General features: G+C 43.7%; 15 protein-coding genes and 1 pseudogene. All 16 read left to right on the plus strand.

What is annotated here, in order from left to right; genetic code table 11:
• Positions 1 to 8: 8 nt before the first annotated feature.
• On the plus strand, positions 9 to 797 hold the full coding sequence (locus DIJ65_RS11495; RefSeq protein WP_117302375.1) for an MBL fold metallo-hydrolase: 789 nt from the start codon (positions 9 to 11) through the stop codon (positions 795 to 797).
• An 800-nt stretch (positions 798 to 1,597) separates the two neighbouring features.
• Positions 1,598 to 2,800, plus strand: a complete 1,203-nt coding sequence (locus tag DIJ65_RS11500) for a S1C family serine protease (RefSeq protein WP_117302377.1) — start codon at positions 1,598 to 1,600, stop codon at positions 2,798 to 2,800.
• Positions 2,801 to 3,182: 382 nt separating this feature from the next.
• A complete protein-coding gene (locus DIJ65_RS11505) occupies positions 3,183 to 3,686 on the plus strand; it encodes a DinB family protein (RefSeq protein WP_117302379.1) in 504 nt (167 codons plus the stop codon).
• Positions 3,687 to 3,992: 306 nt separating this feature from the next.
• The gene (locus tag DIJ65_RS11510) at positions 3,993 to 4,157 is read left to right on the plus strand and encodes a CxxH/CxxC protein (protein ID WP_117302381.1); all 165 of its coding nucleotides are present in this window, start codon (positions 3,993 to 3,995) and stop codon (positions 4,155 to 4,157) included.
• 89 nt (positions 4,158 to 4,246) lie between these two features.
• Positions 4,247 to 4,726 (plus strand): 23S rRNA (pseudouridine(1915)-N(3))-methyltransferase RlmH, encoded by a 480-nt coding sequence (rlmH, locus tag DIJ65_RS11515; RefSeq protein ID WP_117302383.1) that lies wholly within the window; start codon positions 4,247 to 4,249, stop codon positions 4,724 to 4,726.
• 232 nt (positions 4,727 to 4,958) lie between these two features.
• Positions 4,959 to 5,555, plus strand: coding sequence for a restriction endonuclease subunit S (locus DIJ65_RS11520; RefSeq protein WP_117302385.1), 597 nt, complete (start codon positions 4,959 to 4,961; stop codon positions 5,553 to 5,555).
• Positions 5,552 to 7,081, plus strand: a complete 1,530-nt coding sequence (locus tag DIJ65_RS11525) for a type I restriction-modification system subunit M (RefSeq protein ID WP_117302386.1) — start codon at positions 5,552 to 5,554, stop codon at positions 7,079 to 7,081. Before DIJ65_RS11520 ends, DIJ65_RS11525 begins: the two co-directional genes overlap by 4 nt.
• Positions 7,082 to 7,097: 16 nt before the next feature.
• Entirely contained in the window at positions 7,098 to 8,090 is a 993-nt protein-coding gene (locus tag DIJ65_RS11530) for a virulence RhuM family protein (RefSeq protein ID WP_071151814.1), read from the plus strand.
• 182 nt (positions 8,091 to 8,272) lie between these two features.
• Positions 8,273 to 8,479, plus strand: a complete 207-nt coding sequence (locus DIJ65_RS11535; RefSeq protein ID WP_071151813.1) for a restriction endonuclease subunit S domain-containing protein — start codon at positions 8,273 to 8,275, stop codon at positions 8,477 to 8,479.
• A gap of 68 nt (positions 8,480 to 8,547) precedes the next feature.
• Positions 8,548 to 10,095 (plus strand): IS21 family transposase, encoded by a 1,548-nt coding sequence (gene istA / locus DIJ65_RS11540; RefSeq protein ID WP_142836497.1) that lies wholly within the window; start codon positions 8,548 to 8,550, stop codon positions 10,093 to 10,095.
• Positions 10,088 to 10,855 carry an IS21-like element ISSau9 family helper ATPase IstB gene (istB, locus tag DIJ65_RS11545; RefSeq protein WP_117302390.1) on the plus strand — a complete coding sequence of 256 codons (768 nt, stop codon included), beginning with the start codon at positions 10,088 to 10,090 and terminating at the stop codon, positions 10,853 to 10,855. Before istA ends, istB begins: the two co-directional genes overlap by 8 nt.
• A gap of 93 nt (positions 10,856 to 10,948) precedes the next feature.
• A complete protein-coding gene (locus tag DIJ65_RS11550) occupies positions 10,949 to 11,944 on the plus strand; it encodes a restriction endonuclease subunit S (RefSeq protein ID WP_117302392.1) in 996 nt (331 codons plus the stop codon).
• Between the two features lie 43 nt (positions 11,945 to 11,987).
• Positions 11,988 to 15,086: a type I restriction endonuclease subunit R gene (locus DIJ65_RS11555; protein WP_117302394.1), complete on the plus strand. Its 3,099-nt coding sequence runs from the start codon at positions 11,988 to 11,990 to the stop codon at positions 15,084 to 15,086.
• A 13-nt stretch (positions 15,087 to 15,099) separates the two neighbouring features.
• The gene (locus tag DIJ65_RS11560) at positions 15,100 to 15,825 is read left to right on the plus strand and encodes a M48 family metallopeptidase (RefSeq protein WP_117302396.1); all 726 of its coding nucleotides are present in this window, start codon (positions 15,100 to 15,102) and stop codon (positions 15,823 to 15,825) included.
• 216 nt (positions 15,826 to 16,041) lie between these two features.
• Complete coding sequence (locus DIJ65_RS11565; protein WP_117302398.1) at positions 16,042 to 17,319, plus strand: IS110 family RNA-guided transposase; 1,278 nt, start codon at positions 16,042 to 16,044, stop codon at positions 17,317 to 17,319.
• Between the two features lie 367 nt (positions 17,320 to 17,686).
• A pseudogene (locus DIJ65_RS11570) lies at positions 17,687 to 18,096 on the plus strand (IS21 family transposase); the annotation flags it as partial.

Here is an 18,096-nt window from a genome sequence, read left to right on the forward strand (position 1 = left end):
TTTTAATTATGCGTTTTAGTGTGTTGGCAAGCGGCTCAAGCGGCAATGCCATCTATATAGAAAATGACCAGCATTCGTTTCTGGTGGATGCCGGGCTGAGCGGACGGAAGATGGAAGAGCTTTTCGCTTCCATCGGCAAAAAGATGAGTGACCTGGACGGCATCCTGGTCACCCATGAGCACAGCGATCACATCAAAGGGCTCGGCATTGTGGCACGCAAACACAAAGTGCCGATCTACGCGAACGCCAAAACCTGGCTGGCGATGGACAACCTGGTCGGGAACATAGCGGTGGAGCAGCGTTTCCATTTCGATATGGATTCGGTGAAAACGTTCGGCGGGCTGGATATCCAGTCGTTTGCCGTATCGCACGATGCCGCTGACCCAATGTTTTATGTGTTCCATGAAAACGGCCGCAAACTGGCGTTAATCACGGATACGGGCTATGTCAGCGACAAGATGAAAGGCATCATCCAGGCGTCCGACGCATACGTGTTCGAAAGCAATCACGACGTCGGCATGCTGCAGATGAGCCGGTATCCCTGGTCGGTCAAGCGCCGGATCCTGAGCGATGTCGGCCATGTGTCCAATGAAGACGCGGCAGTGGCGATGAGCGAAGTGATGGCCGAAAAGCCGACCAAAATCTACTTGTCGCATTTGAGCAAAGACAACAACATGAAGGATTTGGCACGCATGAGCGTGGAGCAGACCCTGCAAACCAAAGGCATCATCGTTGGCGAGTATGTGGACCTGCTGGATACGGATGCGAATGTGGCGACCAAGTTGGTATTGGTATAAGGAAAAGCGAAAGCGAGAGATAGCCCAAACTCGTTTGGGCCTATCTCTTGCGACGAAGCAGCGGAGCGATGCAGGAGCATTGGTTATAAAACAAACCAGCAGAGTGGCGCTTTTTGCCACGGCAGCTGGGCCGGCTTATGACCCGAAGAGCTGGGCCGCTGGAGTCTGGACAATAAGGAAAAGGGCTTCGCAGTTGCGGAGCCTTTTTTAGTTGTTGAAAAAATAATAAATTCTTGAATCATTTCGCTTTAGCCGGACGCTTTCCGCGGGGAGCGGGCCTGAGCCTCCTCAGTCGCATTGCTCCTTGCGGGGTCTCAGACTCACTCTGGTTCCCGCAGGAAAGACATTGGCCGAAGCATGCGAGGACAAGTCTTTGCGACGAAGCAGCGCAGCGATGCAGGAGCATATCTTTGCCCTTCACCGCCTAATGCTCCATTCTAAGTATGTTTAGAACTACGGTGCCTAATTCCATACTTAGAACAACCTTAAAAGGACATCCCTTCTAGCAAGCGAGCTGAGATATGGAGCAAAACAGCGAAGACTCCCAGGGGAACAGAAACGGAGTTGGCTTTCCAACTCCGTTTCGAGCGAAGTGCTGAGATCCACTCGGACGAAGGGGACTGAGTCCGAGTTAGCTCAGCGCGAGCCCCCAGGAAAGCGAAGCTGTTTTGCGTAATATCGGTTTCAATCTTCTTACTCGTGCTTTATATATAGAAACTCTAACAGAGTGCTCAAGCTTGCATTGTCAGAATTCTATTCATAAAATTAGGGAAAGATAGTTTTCTGAGAGGATGGGGAAGATGGGGTATTACGATCAGACACCGAATGGAAGACAGCGGCCGAAACGGGGCCGCGTATTTATGGCGGGGCTTGGGGGCGTCCTGGTGGGCGCTTTATTGATAGCGCTGCTGTTGTTCCTGCGGCCGGAACTGTTGCCCGGCAATGGAACGGAATCAGCGCAAAACCAGCAGGGAAATCAGGAGCAGCAGACAGAGCAGCGTTCAGTGGAAGTAACGAATGATGTGACGGACGCGGTGGAGATAGCCGATGATACGGTCGTTGGCGTCACCAATCTGCAGGCGGGCTCGGATTTCTTTTCCGAATCTCCGAACCAGGCAGTCGGAACCGGCTCCGGGGTCATCTATAAAAATGAAAACGGCACCGCTTTTGTGGTGACGAACCACCATGTTGTTATTGGAGCCACTGACATTGAGGTGACGATGCCGGATGGTGCGAAAAAACAGGCGACACTGGTCGGCAGCGATGTCTGGACAGATTTGGCAGTCCTCAGTATGGACGATGAAGGAATAGAGGATACCGCTGAGTTCGGTGATTCGGATGTATTGAAGCAAGGTGAAACGGTCATTGCGATCGGGAATCCGCTCGGACTTGATTTTTATGGTTCGGTAACGACCGGCGTGGTCTCCGGCACGGACCGGGCAGTACCGGTCGATATCGATGGAGATAATGTGGTCGACTGGGAAGTTGAAGTATTGCAGACAGACGCGGCTATCAATCCCGGCAACAGCGGGGGTGCGCTGATCAATATCAGCGGCCAGCTGATCGGCATCAATTCGATGAAGATCAATCCGACAACTGCGGAAGGCATTGGTTTTGCAATTCCAATCAATACAGCCATCCCGATTATTGAAGAGCTGGAGTCGGATGGCCAGGTGGTGCGCCCGGCTATGGGCATTACTCTGATGGATTTGAACCAGGTGCCACAGATGTATCGCGAGGATACATTGAATCTGCCGGAAGATGTCACTTCCGGCGTAGTGGTCAACTCGGTGCTGCCGGATTCCGGCGCCGCTGAATCCGGTCTGCAGGAATACGACGTCATCGTCGAGATGGACGGTGAACCGATTGACGGCAGCATAGCGCTCCGCAAGCATCTGTACGAAGAAAAAGAAATCGGGGAAAGCCTGCAGGTGAAAGCTTACCGCGATGGGGAACTTTTGGAGTTCGAATTCGAGCTTGTGGACAATTCTTCATTGCAATAAAAAAAGAAAAGCGACGGCACCCGTTAAGCTCAGAAAGGCATAAGACAGACCAGCAGAGTGGCGCTTTTTGCCACGGCAGCTGGGCTGGCTTATGACCCGAGGAGCTGGGTCGCCGGAGTCTGGACATCGAAAAGCGACGGCACCCGTTAAGCTCCGAAAGGCATAAGACAGACCAGCAGAGTGGCGTTTTTTACCACGGCAGCTGGGCGGGCTTATGACCCGAGGAGCTGGGTCGCCGGAGTCTGGAAATCGAAAAGCGACACCGCCCGTTTACCTCTTAAAAAATGAGCCGGAGAGAAATCTCCGGTCTTTTTTTATTGCAGGAAAAAGACCGTTTTAGGCGAAATTAATATAGACAAGAATTGATGAACGGAGGATGGACATGTTCAGAACGATGAATGACTTTTATACAACCTGGAAAGAGGAAGCAAAAGGAACGCAGCAGATGCTGGATTCTTTGACAGATGAATCCCTTCAGAAAAATTTCACGGAAGGACACCGGAATCTTGGGCGTCTTGGCTGGCATCTCGCGACGACATTGGAAGAAATGGTTTCACATACTGGCCTGCAGTTTTCGGGAGCGGATTTCAGCAAACCCGTACCGGATACAGCCGAGGAAATTGCGGAAGCCTACCGTTTCACCAACCAGTCGATGATCAGGGCCATGAGAGATAATTGGACTGATGAAACGCTGCAGGAAGAATACGATATGTATGGGGAGAAATGGACCGTAGCCACCATTTTGAAAGTGTTGCTGCTGCATCAGGTGCATCACCGCGCACAAATGACGGTATTGATGCGCCAGGCTGGATTACAGGTCCCCGGGCTGTACGGACCCGCAAAAGAAGAATGGGCTGCGATGGGTGCCAAGCCGCCAACTGTTTAAAATCTGCCGCAGAGCCGACCAGCTCTGCGGTTTCTTTACGTAAAATTTTCTACTTCCTTTTTTACATTATAATATTATTGTAAAATTTGTTAACAAAAACAGTAGAGTACACTTGTATCGTTCGGAAAAGCAGAAAAATGACATGTGGATAACTTTTTGGGGAAGTGAGATGGCACAACTATCCACAGGTGGAATAAATGATGATTATACGAATTGAGTTTCTTCTGTTACAATGACTTGTGGATAAATATGAATGAAATGTGCATAACTGTGTAGAATATTCGGAAATCGAAAGGAATTGATAAAATGAAGATTAAATGCTGCAAAACCCATATAGAACATGGCTTGGATGTATTCATCGCAGAGACCGAAAGCTATCCTATCCTTACAGAATTATCTGAACAAGAAAAGTTATCCACAAAGTGTGATTACTGCGAAGAGCCCGCTTTGTATCTAGTGGCGAGTTCTTAAAATGCCACAATATGTAGAAGTGCCTGTGGATATGTGTATAACAATGGTGGATAACTTGTTTGTAAATTTACTGTAAAGGGGGATATCTTGTGAATATCTCAATTGTCACTGTAGGAAAACTGAAAGAGAAATACCTGAAATCGGGAATAGAAGAATACACGAAACGGCTTGGAAGTTACTCGAAGATTAACGAAATCGAAGTGGCGGACGAAAAAGCGCCGGAGCAATTGAGCGAGGCCGACATGGAAATCGTCAAAAAGAAGGAAGGCGACCGGATCCTCGCAAAAATTCCAGCCGATGCTTACGTCATCGCATTGGCAATCGATGGCAAGATGAAAACGTCGGAAGGGTTGGCGAAAGACCTGGAATCCCTGATGACTTACGGACGCAGCAAAATCGTCTTTGTTATCGGCGGATCGCTCGGCTTGCATGATGAGGTGTTGAAGCGGGCGGATGAGAAATTGTCGTTTTCCAAGATGACTTTTCCGCATCAGTTGATGAGGTTGATATTGGTGGAGCAGGTTTATCGGGCGTTTCGGATTATGAAGGGTGAACCGTACCATAAGTAAATGAGGTTTTCTAGACTGTCGAAAAAGATTTGGCAGTCTTTTTTTTTCCCCTCAAGCAGATTCTTTTGATTTAAGTTTCAATAAGACCCCCTTTTCAGAAAAAGAGGCTCTTTGTATAAAATGATTTATATAAATGAACAATTTACATAATGTTGACAAATGAATTTACTAGTTATATACTGTATTTAACAAATGTAAAATGATTTATTTTACTTTGAAACGGAGGTGCAAAATGAAGCTTGAAGATATTGCAAACGTTAAAATGGGACTTGTTTTAAGCAGAAAAAAAGCAGAAATGGAAGACGAGGAAAAAGTGTCTTATAAATTGCTAACCTTGAAAAATATAACAGAAGAAGGCGTAATACAAGATCTCTCTTTTGATCAGTTCGCGAGCAGCGATATTTTAGACAATCATTATTTTACCGAAAAAGGCGATGTACTGATGCGTCTAAGCCATCCAAATACGGCTGTCTATATAGACGAAGAACAAAGCGGGCTACTTATTCCATCTTACTTTGCAGTGATTAAAATTAATCAAGATGATTTCTTGCCTGAATATCTTGCTTGGTATTTAAATTCCGAGGAAGTGAAAAACGAATTGGAACGATCCCATGCAGGGAGCCGCATTCCAAGTACCAATCAAAATGTTTTAAGGAACTTACCAATTGCTAGAATCCCCTTATCAAAACAGCAGATACTCATTGAAATATGGAAACTCCATCTACAGGAAAAAAATTTGTTTAAGCAATTATTGAAAGAAAAAGAAAAATGGTTTAAAGGCGTTTCAGACCACATACTTTTTGGGACATTAAAGGAGGAAGCAAAATGAGAGAACAAGTGACAAAACAGCAAATTAACACGGTATTATGGCAAGCAGCCGATACATTCAGAGGGAAAATCGATTCCAGTACCTACAAAGATTATATTTTGACAATGTTGTTCATCAAGTATTTAAGTGATGCATATAAGGAACAGACGGAAGAATACGCAAAAAAATATGAAGGCGATGAGCAGCGCATTCAACGTGCTTTGTCGAGAGAGCGATTTGTGTTGGATCAATTGTCGACCTTCGATTACCTATACAGCAAACGGAATGATGTTGAAATAGGGGAAATCATCAACAAGGCGTTGGAACGCTTGGAAAATGAAAACACCGCTAAACTGCGAGGCGTATTCCGCAATATTGATTTTAATAGCGAATCAACTCTTGGAAAAGCGAAAGAACGAAACGCTATGCTGCGTTCACTATTAGAAGATTTTAATAAACTGACATTAAAACCATCTGTAGTCGGAAACGAAGATGTAATTGGTGACGCGTATCAATTTATGATCGAACGTTTTGCATCAGATGCCGGAAAAAAAGGTGGAGAATTTTACACGCCGACGATGGCATCTGAATTATTGGCTCGCCTCGTAAAACCACAGGAAAACGACAGGATTTACGATCCTACTTGTGGTTCTGGATCGTTACTGATCCGTGTAGCCAACCAGGTACCAAGTAACAAAGTCGCAATTTACGGACAAGAAAGAAACGGTGCAACGCATTCTTTGGCATTGATGAACATGTATCTGCACGGCATTGACGATGCAAAAATCGAATGGGGCGATACGTTAGCCAATCCGCTTCATTTGGAAGACGGCAAATTGATGAAGTTCCAGGCCATTGTAGCCAATCCGCCATTTTCGCTCGATAAATGGGCAATGGGCTTTGCGGGAGAAGGAGCAAACGACAATAAATTTAAAATGGAAGCAAGCTTAGATCAGCATCGCCGTTTTGAATGGGGTGTGCCGCCGACTTCTAAAGGAGATTTTGCGTTCGTTCAGCATATGCTGTATTCATTGGCTGAAAATGGTCGTATGGCCACCATTCTTCCTCATGGCGTATTGTTCCGAGGATCGAGCGAAGGAAAAATCCGCCAACAAATCGTGGAGATGAATTTATTGGATGCGGTTATTGGTTTGCCAGAGGGGCTTTTCTTTGGAACTGGTATTCCCGCTTGTGTGCTTGTATTGAAAAAAGACCGCAAGCGGAAAGACGTTCTCTTTATCGATGCATCTGGCGAAGGCCGATACGAGAAAGGCAAAAACCAGAACAAGCTCCGCGAAAGCGATATCGCGAAAATAGTAGAAACATATGAGAACTACGCGGCGGAAGAGAAATATTCCTACATTGCGGCGTTCGAAGAAATAAAAGAAAATGATTTCAACTTGAACATCCCTCGTTACGTCGATACGTTTGAAGAAGAAGAAACGATTGATATGGTCCAAGTGAAAGAAAATATTAAAAAAATCAAGCAGGAACTCGAAGAAGTAGAGGCGCAAATGGATAAGTATTTGCAGGAACTGGGATTGTGAAAGTGGAGGTGAGTTGATGGATAACCAAACAGATTTACTGATGTATCAAACGGAAGATGGCGAAACAAAGATTAATGTCCGCTTGGAAGATGAAACCGTTTGGATGACGCAGAAAGCGATTGCGGAGTTGTTTCAAAAAAGCCTGAAGACAATTAATGAACACATTAAGAATATTTATGAAGATGGCGAACTTGGCGAATTTGCAACTATCCGGAGAAACCGGATAGTTCAAATCGAGGGAGAGAGAGAAGTAGAACGAGAAGTTTCTTTTTACAACCTCGAAATGATTCTCGCTATTGGATACCGTGTCCGTTCGCATCGAGGCACGCAGTTTCGCAAATGGGCGACGGAGCGGCTAAACGAATATCTTGTAAAAGGATTTACGATGGATGACGAACGGTTAAAAGAAATTCGTAATTTAGGACAGGATTATTTTGATGAATTGCTTGAGCGTATTCGAGACATTCGTGCTTCTGAGAAACGCTTTTACAATAAAATTACGGATATTTATGCCACTTCAATTGATTATAATAAAGATGCAGCAATGTCCAGAGAGTTTTTTGCGACCGTTCAGAACAAACTTCATTTTGCAATCCATGGTCAAACGGCAGCGGAACTAATCGCGTCTCGTGCTGACGCCACAAAGGAAAATATGGGATTAACTACTTGGAAAGAATCAAAAGTCCGAAAATCCGATGTAACTATTGCCAAAAACTACTTGAATGAGCATGAGGTAAAGTCACTCAATCGAATCGTCACAATGTATTTGGACTATGCCGAATTGCAGGCCGAGCAACAGAAGCCTATGTACATGAAAAATTGGATTGAAAGACTGAATGCTTTTTTACAGTTCAATGAACAAGAAATCCTTGAAAACGCTGGGAAAGTGAAGAAAGAAGTTGCCGATCGATTAGCTCAAGAAGAATATGGAAAATATCATCAACAAAGATTAACAAAAAATACAAAAGATGATTTTGATGTATTTATTAAGGAGAAAAGGCTGAAGTAACAGTAGAGAAAGCTAGAAAATATAAGGCTTCGAATTATTTTGATGGCGATAACAAAATGATTCGATTCGCCCCTTTGTGTCAGACTCAATAGTTCCTCAAATTGTGGCTGATACGGAGGCGCAATTGCAAAATTCTTATATTATAAATTTAAGAGAAAGCTTAACTGAAAGTGGTGAAGAAAATGGAAATGAAACAAGTAGAAGATTCTAAGGAAACCCATACTTGGAGAACCAAGACATTGGGCGAATTACTGGAATTTAAGAATGGGCTTAATTACCGAACAGGCGATCAAGGTGAAGAAATATCTATTGTAGGAGTTTCAGACTTTAAAAATACTTTCCTTATTGATGTATATGGTAACTTAAAACTGAGCCACCAACGCAATTGAAAACTGAGCCACTTCTGTAGGAAAATAACCCTAGCACAATCGTTAGGGGGAAAACAGGAGTGATTACATTGAACAAGAAGCAACAGGTGATTCAGCTGCATCTTCAAGATGTCAGCCAAAGACAAATTTCCACAGCAGTGAAGGTCTCCAGAAACACCGTTTCCAAATACATCGAAGCCTTCGAGAAGAGTAAGGCGACCGATGTCCGTAACCTGGCGGTTACAGAGGATATCTTATCGCCTCCCTCCTACAAGAAAAGGGCTGGGGTAAAACGCAAAATGACGGAAGAGATCATGGAACGGATCAGGGGATTCATTCAGGACAACGAATGGAAACGCAAAAATAACATGAGCAAGCAACAAATGAAAAAGATTGATATGTATGAAAAACTGCAAGAAGAAGGATATGACATCGGCTATACGACGGTTCGGAATTTCGTCAATACCGAGGAGAGACGGGCAAAAGAGGTCTATATTCGCCAACGCTATTCAGCGGCTTGGGAAGTGGAATTTGATTGGGGAGAAGTGAAACTAGTGATTGATGGGAAACAGAAATCCTATTCGCTGGCGGTCTTCACCTTGGCTTACAGCAATTACCGATTTGCGCTGCTTTATGAATCCGAAACGATGATCTGTGTACAGGATGCGCACACCAAATTGATTGATCACTTAGGTTTCGTTCCATCTGTTTTCACCTACGACAATATGCGAACCGTGGTGAAATCGTTTGTCGGAACGGACCGGAAGATCACAGATGGCATGATCAACCTTTCCAATTACTATGAATTCCGGATCCGGCTCTGCGAGCCAAGAAAAGGAAATCAGAAGGGGCATGTTGAACGGAGTGTGGAGGTTATTCGCAGAAAAGCATTTTCGCATGACATTGCGTTCCCTTCTCTTGAAGAAGCTCGGAAACGCCTAACCCAAACGGTTCTATCGCTCAATAAACGGATTCACCATGAAAAGAAAATCGCTCATATAGAATTGAAAGATCAGGAAAAAGCAGTCGCTGCTCAAGAGGCGCTTCCTCTGCCCTTCGATGTTTCGGAAGTCTTGGAATGTCGGGTGGATAAATACAGCACCGTCATGATCAAGCAAAACCGATACTCCGTACCTGAAGGCCATGTAGGCGCATGGATTCGTGCAAAGGTAAGTGCAGATTCAGTCCGTCTCTTTATTGAAGGGGAATTTGTCGCAGAACACCGGAGGAATTGGGGCGTTCACCAATGGGAAATGGATCTCTATCACTACATAAAAACCTTTACAAAGAAAAAAGGCGCTTTAGCTCAAAGTGAATGTTTGAGCCAAGCACCAATTCAAATTAAAAAACTCTTCAATAACCATTATATCGGAAAAGAGAAAGATTTTCTAGAGCTACTCTTTTATGTGCGAGAGAAAAATCAGTTGGGTAAAGTGATGGCAGCCGTCCGACAAATTGAGACAAAAGGTCTTGGCGAAATCACCACAGAAAAGTTAATTTTTCTAAGCGAACAAACGGATCTGGTACCTGCGGTACCTATGAATCCAGATGAGACGGTTGCACAGGCGCATCAAAACATTAAGGCCTTTTCAGTGATGTTCAATCAAGTCGACGAAGGAGTGCTTGAACATGGATAAAAAGCAACGCGTCATCGATATGTGCAAAGAATTGCGTCTCCCTGGTATCCGTGAGTTAGTCGAAGAAGACGAAGCGTTCGAAGAAGCGACAGCTGCAATTGACCTGTTACACAGCGTATTAACGAAGGAAAAGAATGACCGGTGGATCCGGTCAAAATCCACACGAATCCGCCGTGCGAACTTTCCAGAGAAGAAGCTGCTCGAGGAAATTGACATAAGAGCGTTGCCCGCAGATGCGCAGCAAAAGCTGCCCAACTTACAGACGCTAGATTTCATCAAAGCTGGACAGAATGTGATTCTGACCGGTTCCCCTGGAACTGGCAAGAGCCATCTGGCGATTGGCTTAGGGGTAGAAGCCTGTTTAGCCGGTTACAAGGTCTATTTCGCGAGTGTTTCTTCCTTGATCAACCAATTGAAGGAAAGCCGGTCCGAAAGGACCTTACGCTCTTTCGAATTGCGATTTGAGAAGTACGACCTCGTCATCATTGATGAATTAGGCTACATCTCCTTCGATAAAGAAGGCGCCGAATTATTGTTTACGCATTTGTCGCTGCGTGCTGGTCGATCCTCGACCATTATCACGAGCAACCTGTCCTTTGCGAAATGGGAAGAAGTGTTCCATGATCCCATTTTGACCGCAGCATTGACGGATCGACTAACGCATAAATCGCATGTGGTAAACATGATCGGCCCCTCTTACCGGATGAGAGAAACGCAAAAATGGCTCGAAAGTAGCCATTCAGAAGTGGCTCAAAATTAAAGTGCGTTGTGGCTCAATTTTCAGTTGCGAAATACAATTGATAAAGAAGAGCTATCGACAGTCGCTGTTGAATCTCTACCAGCAGACTACTTAATGCAAAATGGAGATTTCGTGTTTGTTAGATCTAACGGGAATAAAGAACTTATTGGAAGAGTTCTATATGCAAAAAAAATTCATGGAAAAGTTACCCATTCTGGTTTTACTATAAGAGCAAGAAATCAAAGCAACGAAGTTTTAAGTGAGTATTGTGCAATTTTCTGTTCATCTTCCTTGGTCAAGCAACAATTTATGACCAAGGGTGGAGGTTCAAGTATAAGCAATTTAAATCAAAAATTGCTATCTGAAATAGAAATTCCTTTACCACCACTTAAGGAACAAAAAGAAATAATAGATATCCTCACCACTTGGGCCAAAGCAATAAATCTAAAAGAAACCCTGATTGAGCAGAAAAAAGACCAAAAAAAAGGACTCATGCAGAAATTGTTGGTGGGTGAAATTAGAATGCCTGGATTTTACGAAGAATGGGATAATAAACTAATCGGTGATCTGATAATAGAGAGCAAAGAAGTTGCACATGAAGCTGATTTGAATAAGAAAATTACAGTAAAACTAAATTTAAAAGGTATTGAAAAAAGAAGTTTCTCTGCAATAGAAAAAGAAGGAGCTACAACTCAGTATTTGAGAAAAGCAGGGCAATTTATTTATGGAAAACAAAATCTCCATAAAGGTGCTTTAGGTTTAATTCCTGAAGAGTTAGATGGCTTTCAAACATCCACAGATATACCAGCTTTTGATTTTAGAGATGAAGTAAATCCTCTATGGTTTTATTATTATTTTGCTAGAGAAAATTACTACACAGATTTAGAGAAAATATCTACAGGGACTGGATCAAAAAGAATTCAACCAAAAAATCTTTATAAGTTACCAATAAAAGTGCCTTCTCTTGCGGAGCAAGAAGCGATATCGAGATTATTATCTACCTTCGATAAAGAAATTAACCTGCTAAAAAAAGAAAGTAAAGAATACCAAAAGCAACGAAAAGCTCTCATGCAAACCTTGTTAACAGGAAAGATTCGAGTAAAGGTCTAATCCCTTTGCTCTTTTCATATACTAACAAACCGGAGGTGGAAAAATGGCGGGAGAAAATGTTTTTGACGAACAATATATCAGCCAAGGGCCCGCAATCGAAGTGCTGGCGGGCTTAGGCTACCAGAAGCTCAATTCGAACGAAGCTGAAGCGATGCGGGGCAATTTATATGAGGTTTTATTGAAAGCTGTGTTGGAGCGGAAGTTAAAAGAGTTGAATCGCTATGAATACAAGGGGAATACATATCAATTCAGTGAAACCAATATCCAGCAGGCAATGCGTGACTTGGACGAAGCATTGACAGACGGATTGGTGAAAACAAATGAAAAGATATTTGAGACACTATTGTTAGGGCGAAGCTATACTGAGTTTTTGCCAGATGGCTCGAAAAAATCATTTACCATTCAGTTTATTGACTGGGAAGACATTGAAAATAATATTTTTCACGTAACGGAAGAATTTTCCGTTGAACGCCAAGACGGTAATGGGACAGTCCGACCGGATTTAGTGCTGTTTGTCAACGGTATCCCATTCGGAGTTATTGAATGCAAGAAAGCGTCGATTTCCATGCAGCAAGGAATCAGCCAGATGATACGCAATCAAGGGAAAGATTATGCGCCGCAATTGTTTAAATATGTTCAAATCGTCATGGCGACCAATAAAAATGAGACGATGTACGCCACCTGTAATACACCCAAAAAATTCTGGTCGGTCTGGAAAGAAGAAAACGAAGATTGGCTTCAAGAGGGTTTGAATAAAACCGTTCAGGGCCGCTTGCCAACGATGCAAGACAAAAACATCGTTTCGCTGTTCCATCCGAAGCGAATGCTGGAATTGACTCAGTTCTTCACTTTATTTGATAAAGATCTAAAAAAAGTAACGCGCTACCAGCAATATTTTGCCATCAAAGAAATTCTGAAAACGATTGAAATCAGAGATGAAAAAGGCAATCGGACAAGCGGTGTCATTTGGCATACACAAGGATCGGGAAAAAGTTTGACGATGGTTATGTTCGCCAAATACGTACTATCCAAATTGAATGATTTCAACCCGAAAGTAATCGTCGTAACCGACCGGGTTGACCTGGATAAACAGATCCATAACACATTCAACCATACCCGCCTTAAAGCGAGGCGAGCGACGAAAGGAAGCCATTTGGTTGAATTGATCAATGACGGCAATGTGGATATCGTGACGACACTCGTCCATAAATTCGATACAGCCTCTATTCTTCAAGAGCCGATTGAGTCAAAGGACATTTTTGTGTTGGTGGATGAGTCGCACCGGAGCCAGTACGGGGAACTCCATATCAAAATGAAAAAAGTGTTTCCTAATGCGTGTTATCTTGGGTTTACAGGAACTCCGCTGATGAAAAAAGAAAAAAGTACGATGATTAAATTCGGAAAGCTGATCCACACCTATACCATTGCGGACGGTGTAAAAGACAAAGCGATTGTTCCTCTTCTTTACGAAGGAAAAATGGTGGACCAGACAGTCAATCGAAAAGCGATTGATAACCGGCTTGACATGATAACTCGTCATTTAACAGATGAGCATAAGCAAGAGGTCATGCAGAAGTGGAGTCTTTTTGAACGCATTGCCTCTTCTAATCAGCGCATCAGTATGATTGCCTTTGATATAAATGAACATTTCCTAAATCATTACAAAACACAAGGAAGCCAATTCAAAGGAATGCTCGCGACTAACAGCAAAATTGAAGCAATCCGTTATCTAGAAGCATTTGAAGATCTGGAAGATTTGAACTGCGCGGTGGTAATTTCGCCGCCGGACCAGCGGGAAGGCCATGATTCTGTAGATGAAGAATCGAAAGATAAGATACAAGGCTTTTGGAAAAAGATGATGGCCCGGTACGGTACACCGGAAGTGTATGAAGACGCAATAAAAGAAGAATTCATCCATGGTGATGAAATCGATGTGTTGATTGTGGTCGATAAACTGCTGACCGGCTTTGATGCGCCGCGTGCAACTGTTCTCTATGTCGATAAACCGATGAAAGAGCATACGTTGCTGCAAGCCATTGCTCGTGTTAATCGATTATATGAAGGCAAGGATTATGGCTTGATTATCGATTATCGGGGATTGCTTGAGAAACTGGATTCGGCTTTGGAAATGTATTCCGGTGCAGGGCTTGAAAATTTCGACCCAACTGATTTGGAAGGGACAATGTATGATGTGATCAGCATCATTGGCCAACTTCGCCAACACCATTCCGATTTAGTGCAAATGTTCGGCTCTATCCGCAATAAAATCGATACGGAAGAGTATGAAGTATCACTGGAAGACGAGGAGCGCCGCAATGCTTTCTATGATGTGTTAAGCAAATTTGGCCGGAATCTGGGCATCGCTTTAGAATCAGAAAAAGTTTATAATGCGCTTTCTGAGGAAGAATTGAAAACGTATAAAAAAGACTTGAGATTTTACCAGGAGCTCCGGAAAAATGTGAAACTCCGCTACTCGGATGCGATTGACCATAAAGAATATGAAGCAAAAATGCAGAAGCTAATGGATCACTATATCTCGGCTGAGGATGTTATTCGGATTACCAATCCGGTTGATATTCTTAATGAACAGGCATTTGAAGAAGAAATTGAACGGCTCGGTTCAAAGCGTGCAAAAGCGGATGCGATTCGGACTCGCTTAACAAAAAGCGTCAATACGAAATGGGATGAAAATCCGGCTTACTATAAGCGGTTTTCTGAGCGTATCCAGGAAGCGATTGCAGCGTATAAGGACAAGCGGATTTCTGAAGCTGAGTACTTGAACAAGATGAAAGAAATTGTAGAAGAGTACCGGAGTGGGGAGCCTGTGGATGACTATCCCGAATTGATTAAGAAAAATGGTAATGCACAAGCTCTTTATGGTATAACAAAAGATATTTTACAAGCAGCCGAGTTTAGTGTCGATTATAATGCGCTAGGTGAACTTGCGCTAAAAACGGACGATATTATTAAAGATTACAAGAAACGTGATTGGCACAGCAATATTGATGTCCACAACCGAATTGCGCAGGATTTGGATGATATGTTCTTTGATTTTTCGAAAGAACTGGAATCTGATATTCCGTTAGAAGTCATTGATCATTTAATCGAGCAAATTAAAACGGTAGCTCTTAGACGTTACTAAGGACGTGAACAACATGGAGAAACATCAAGTCCCGTACGGTTCTAATTGGATTGAGTTTGAACTGGAAAGAAAAAACGTTAAAAATGTCAATCTCAATATCAAACCTGATATGCGAATAATGGTTTCGGCAAATGAAAAAGTGCCGCTTTCTTTTATCTACGACTTTGTTAAAGGAAAGGGCGCATGGATCACAAGACAGATCGGTCAATTTGAAACCGTTCAGCCGTATATGCAAAGTGAGCGGGAATATGTCAGCGGTGAATCGTTCAAATATCTCGGCAAGCAATATCGTCTAAAAGTGCAAGTAACAAGCGGAGAAGAATCAGTAAAGTACTTCCGAGGATTTATTTACCTGTTTGTCAAAAACAAAGACGACCACAATCGAAAATCCGAACTAATGGAATTATGGTATCTAGATAAAGCGAAAAAAACTTTCGGTGAATTAGTAGAGAAACTTTATCCTCTTGTAAAAAAATACGGACTTGCAGAACCGACAGTGGAAATGCGGTCCATGAAAGCGCGGTGGGGCTCCGCATGGATTGAGGCAAATACAATTTCACTTAATACAGAATTGATCAAAGCTCCGAAATTCTGTATTGAATATGTAATTCTGCACGAGTTAATTCACTTTATCTACAATGATCATAGTGAAAAATTTTACAATTTACTTTGGACGCTAATGCCTGATTGGGAAAAGCGGAAGGAGATTTTGGATATGGAAATTGTAAGAGACTTGTAAGTAGTCGAGGAAATCACAATTGAAGCATGATTGTGATTTTTTATTTTAATTTATACTATATCTAATACGATAAAAGAACAATTTAACGTTGTAAAGGAGCATTCCTGTTAGAAGGATTTACGGGGGATTGAAACAGAAAGAGCCCTCTTGGTATGATGTGGGGTGTCAATACACAGACGAATTGACCCCTAATTTGATACCAAGGAGGACTCCAAAATGAATTCTAAACTGAATGAAAAAATAAATCAAGTCATGAATACAACAATTGTTGTAGGAATGGACATCGCCAAGCGCAAGCATTATGCGACATTCGTCGATGATCGCGGACGGCAGCTGGTGAAAGCCTTCCCTGTCCATCAATCGAAAGAAGGGTTTGATTTCTTCTACGAGCGCCTCGTAAGCGCAATGAAGGAATTCGGGAAGACCGATGTGCTAGTCGGCATCGAACCGACCGGACATTACTGGCTCAATCTCTTCCATTTCCTTAACGATCACGGGATTCCGCTCGTCATGACGAATCCGATGCACGTGAAACGCTCGAAAGAGCTGGACGACAATTTACAAACGAAAAACGACCAGAAAGATGCGCTGGTTATTGCACGCCTGGTAAAAGACGGGCGCTTCAGCTATCCGCGCGCCCTGGAAGGCATGGAAGCGGAATTGCGCGTCGGCGCCACGCTTCGTTCCCAGATGACCGAAGAATTTGGCGCCATCAAAAACAAGATGATCCGGTGGCTGGACCGCTATTTTCCGGAGTTCGTCCAGGTCTTTCCCACATTCGGTAAGATGGCATTGGCAGCGCTTGAACGTACGCCGTTCCCCAGTGACATCACCGGAAAAGAGGTGGAAGAACTGCTAGCCCTCTACCGGACGGTAGACGGAATGAAATCACCGCAACGACCGAAAGCGAAGCAGTTAATCGAACTTGCTTCTTCGTCCATTGGCATCACGGAAGGGAAAAAGATGGCACAACTTGAAATCGCCACGCTTCTCCGCCGGTATCGCCAACTGGAAAAAGAGCTGGATGAGCTGACGCTGGAACTCACTGCCATGATCCAGACGACGCCTGAATACGAATACCTTTCGACTGTGCCTGCCCTTGGGGATCCGACGATTATCGACCTGTTGTCTGAAATCGGCAGCTTCTCCCATTACAGTGATCCACGCCAACTCATCAAGCTAGCGGGACTCACCTTGCGGGAGAACTCCTCGGGCATGCACAAAGGCCAGAAACGCATCTCCAAACGCGGCAGACGGAAACTCAGAGCCCTGTTGTTCCGGGTGATGATGCCGATGATCCGCCACAACGAAGCGTTTAAGAAATTACATGAATACTATACAACGCGCACGCACAACCCCCTGCGGAAAAAACAATCCATTGTGGTGTTATGCGGAAAATTACTGAAAGTGCTCCACACGCTTTGTACGAAAGAGATCCATTTTGACACGAAGCGCATGATGAACGACAGCCTGTGCCTCCAAGAGGCCGCTTAAGAAGTCTGCATTTCACGCGAGATCGACGACATGAGAATGACACGGAGAAGCCGGCACCATTTTATCCATCCGACCACCGAGTCCCTAAAGGAGCTTCGCTGGCCTCTGCCTTATGAATAGACCGAACGAAGGAATGTAGGCACTTGATGCCAAGAGACATGGGAGGGTGCGTCATCATAAGCGACGCAGAGATCCAATGTGCATGACATAGCGGATTAGAACCAATAACTGGAATTGGTTCCAGCGGAGCGTATTCTTTCATTACCAGAGATTCACAGGTTTTAAAATAAATGGTTTCAACAGGGCCAAAAAAATATTTTTTGGCACCCTGAAAACGGTGCAAACCGTTGATACATCAATATTTATAGAGGGAGGATATGACATCGGCTATACGACGGTTCGGAATTTCATCAATACCGAGGAGAGACGGACAAAAGAGGTCTATATTCGCCAACGCTATTCAGCTGCCTGGGAAGTGGAATTTGATTGGGGAGAAGTAAAACTGGTAATTGACGGGAAACAGAAATCTTATTCCCTGGCGGTCTTCACCTTGGCTTACAGCAATTATCGATTTGCGCTGCTTTATGAATCCGAGACGATGATCTGTGTACAGGATGCGCACACCAAATTGATTGACCACTTAGGTTTCGTTCCATCTGTATTCACTTACGACAATATGCGAACCGTGGTGAAATCGTTTGTCGGAACGGACCGGAAGATTACGGACGGCATGATTAACCTCTCCAATTACTATGAATTCCGGATCCGGCTCTGCGA

Source organism: Planococcus salinarum, assembly GCF_007004625.1.
GTDB classification, from domain to species: domain Bacteria; phylum Bacillota; class Bacilli; order Bacillales_A; family Planococcaceae; genus Planococcus; species Planococcus salinarum.

Excerpts from the sequence above, each read along its gene's own strand:
- DIJ65_RS11495 (WP_117302375.1), top strand. The coding sequence starts at position 9 with ATGCGTTTTAGTGTGTTGGCAAGCGGCTCAAGCGGCAATGCCATCTAT.
- DIJ65_RS11500 (WP_117302377.1), top strand. The coding sequence starts at position 1,598 with ATGGGGTATTACGATCAGACACCGAATGGAAGACAGCGGCCGAAACGG.
- DIJ65_RS11505 (WP_117302379.1), top strand. The coding sequence starts at position 3,183 with ATGTTCAGAACGATGAATGACTTTTATACAACCTGGAAAGAGGAAGCA.
- DIJ65_RS11510 (WP_117302381.1), top strand. The coding sequence starts at position 3,993 with ATGAAGATTAAATGCTGCAAAACCCATATAGAACATGGCTTGGATGTA.
- DIJ65_RS11520 (WP_117302385.1), top strand. The coding sequence starts at position 4,959 with ATGAAGCTTGAAGATATTGCAAACGTTAAAATGGGACTTGTTTTAAGC.
- DIJ65_RS11525 (WP_117302386.1), top strand. The coding sequence starts at position 5,552 with ATGAGAGAACAAGTGACAAAACAGCAAATTAACACGGTATTATGGCAA.
- DIJ65_RS11530 (WP_071151814.1), top strand. The coding sequence starts at position 7,098 with ATGGATAACCAAACAGATTTACTGATGTATCAAACGGAAGATGGCGAA.
- DIJ65_RS11535 (WP_071151813.1), top strand. The coding sequence starts at position 8,273 with ATGGAAATGAAACAAGTAGAAGATTCTAAGGAAACCCATACTTGGAGA.
- istB (WP_117302390.1), top strand. The coding sequence starts at position 10,088 with ATGGATAAAAAGCAACGCGTCATCGATATGTGCAAAGAATTGCGTCTC.
- DIJ65_RS11550 (WP_117302392.1), top strand. The coding sequence starts at position 10,949 with ATGCAAAATGGAGATTTCGTGTTTGTTAGATCTAACGGGAATAAAGAA.
- DIJ65_RS11555 (WP_117302394.1), top strand. The coding sequence starts at position 11,988 with ATGGCGGGAGAAAATGTTTTTGACGAACAATATATCAGCCAAGGGCCC.
- DIJ65_RS11560 (WP_117302396.1), top strand. The coding sequence starts at position 15,100 with ATGGAGAAACATCAAGTCCCGTACGGTTCTAATTGGATTGAGTTTGAA.
- DIJ65_RS11565 (WP_117302398.1), top strand. The coding sequence starts at position 16,042 with ATGAATTCTAAACTGAATGAAAAAATAAATCAAGTCATGAATACAACA.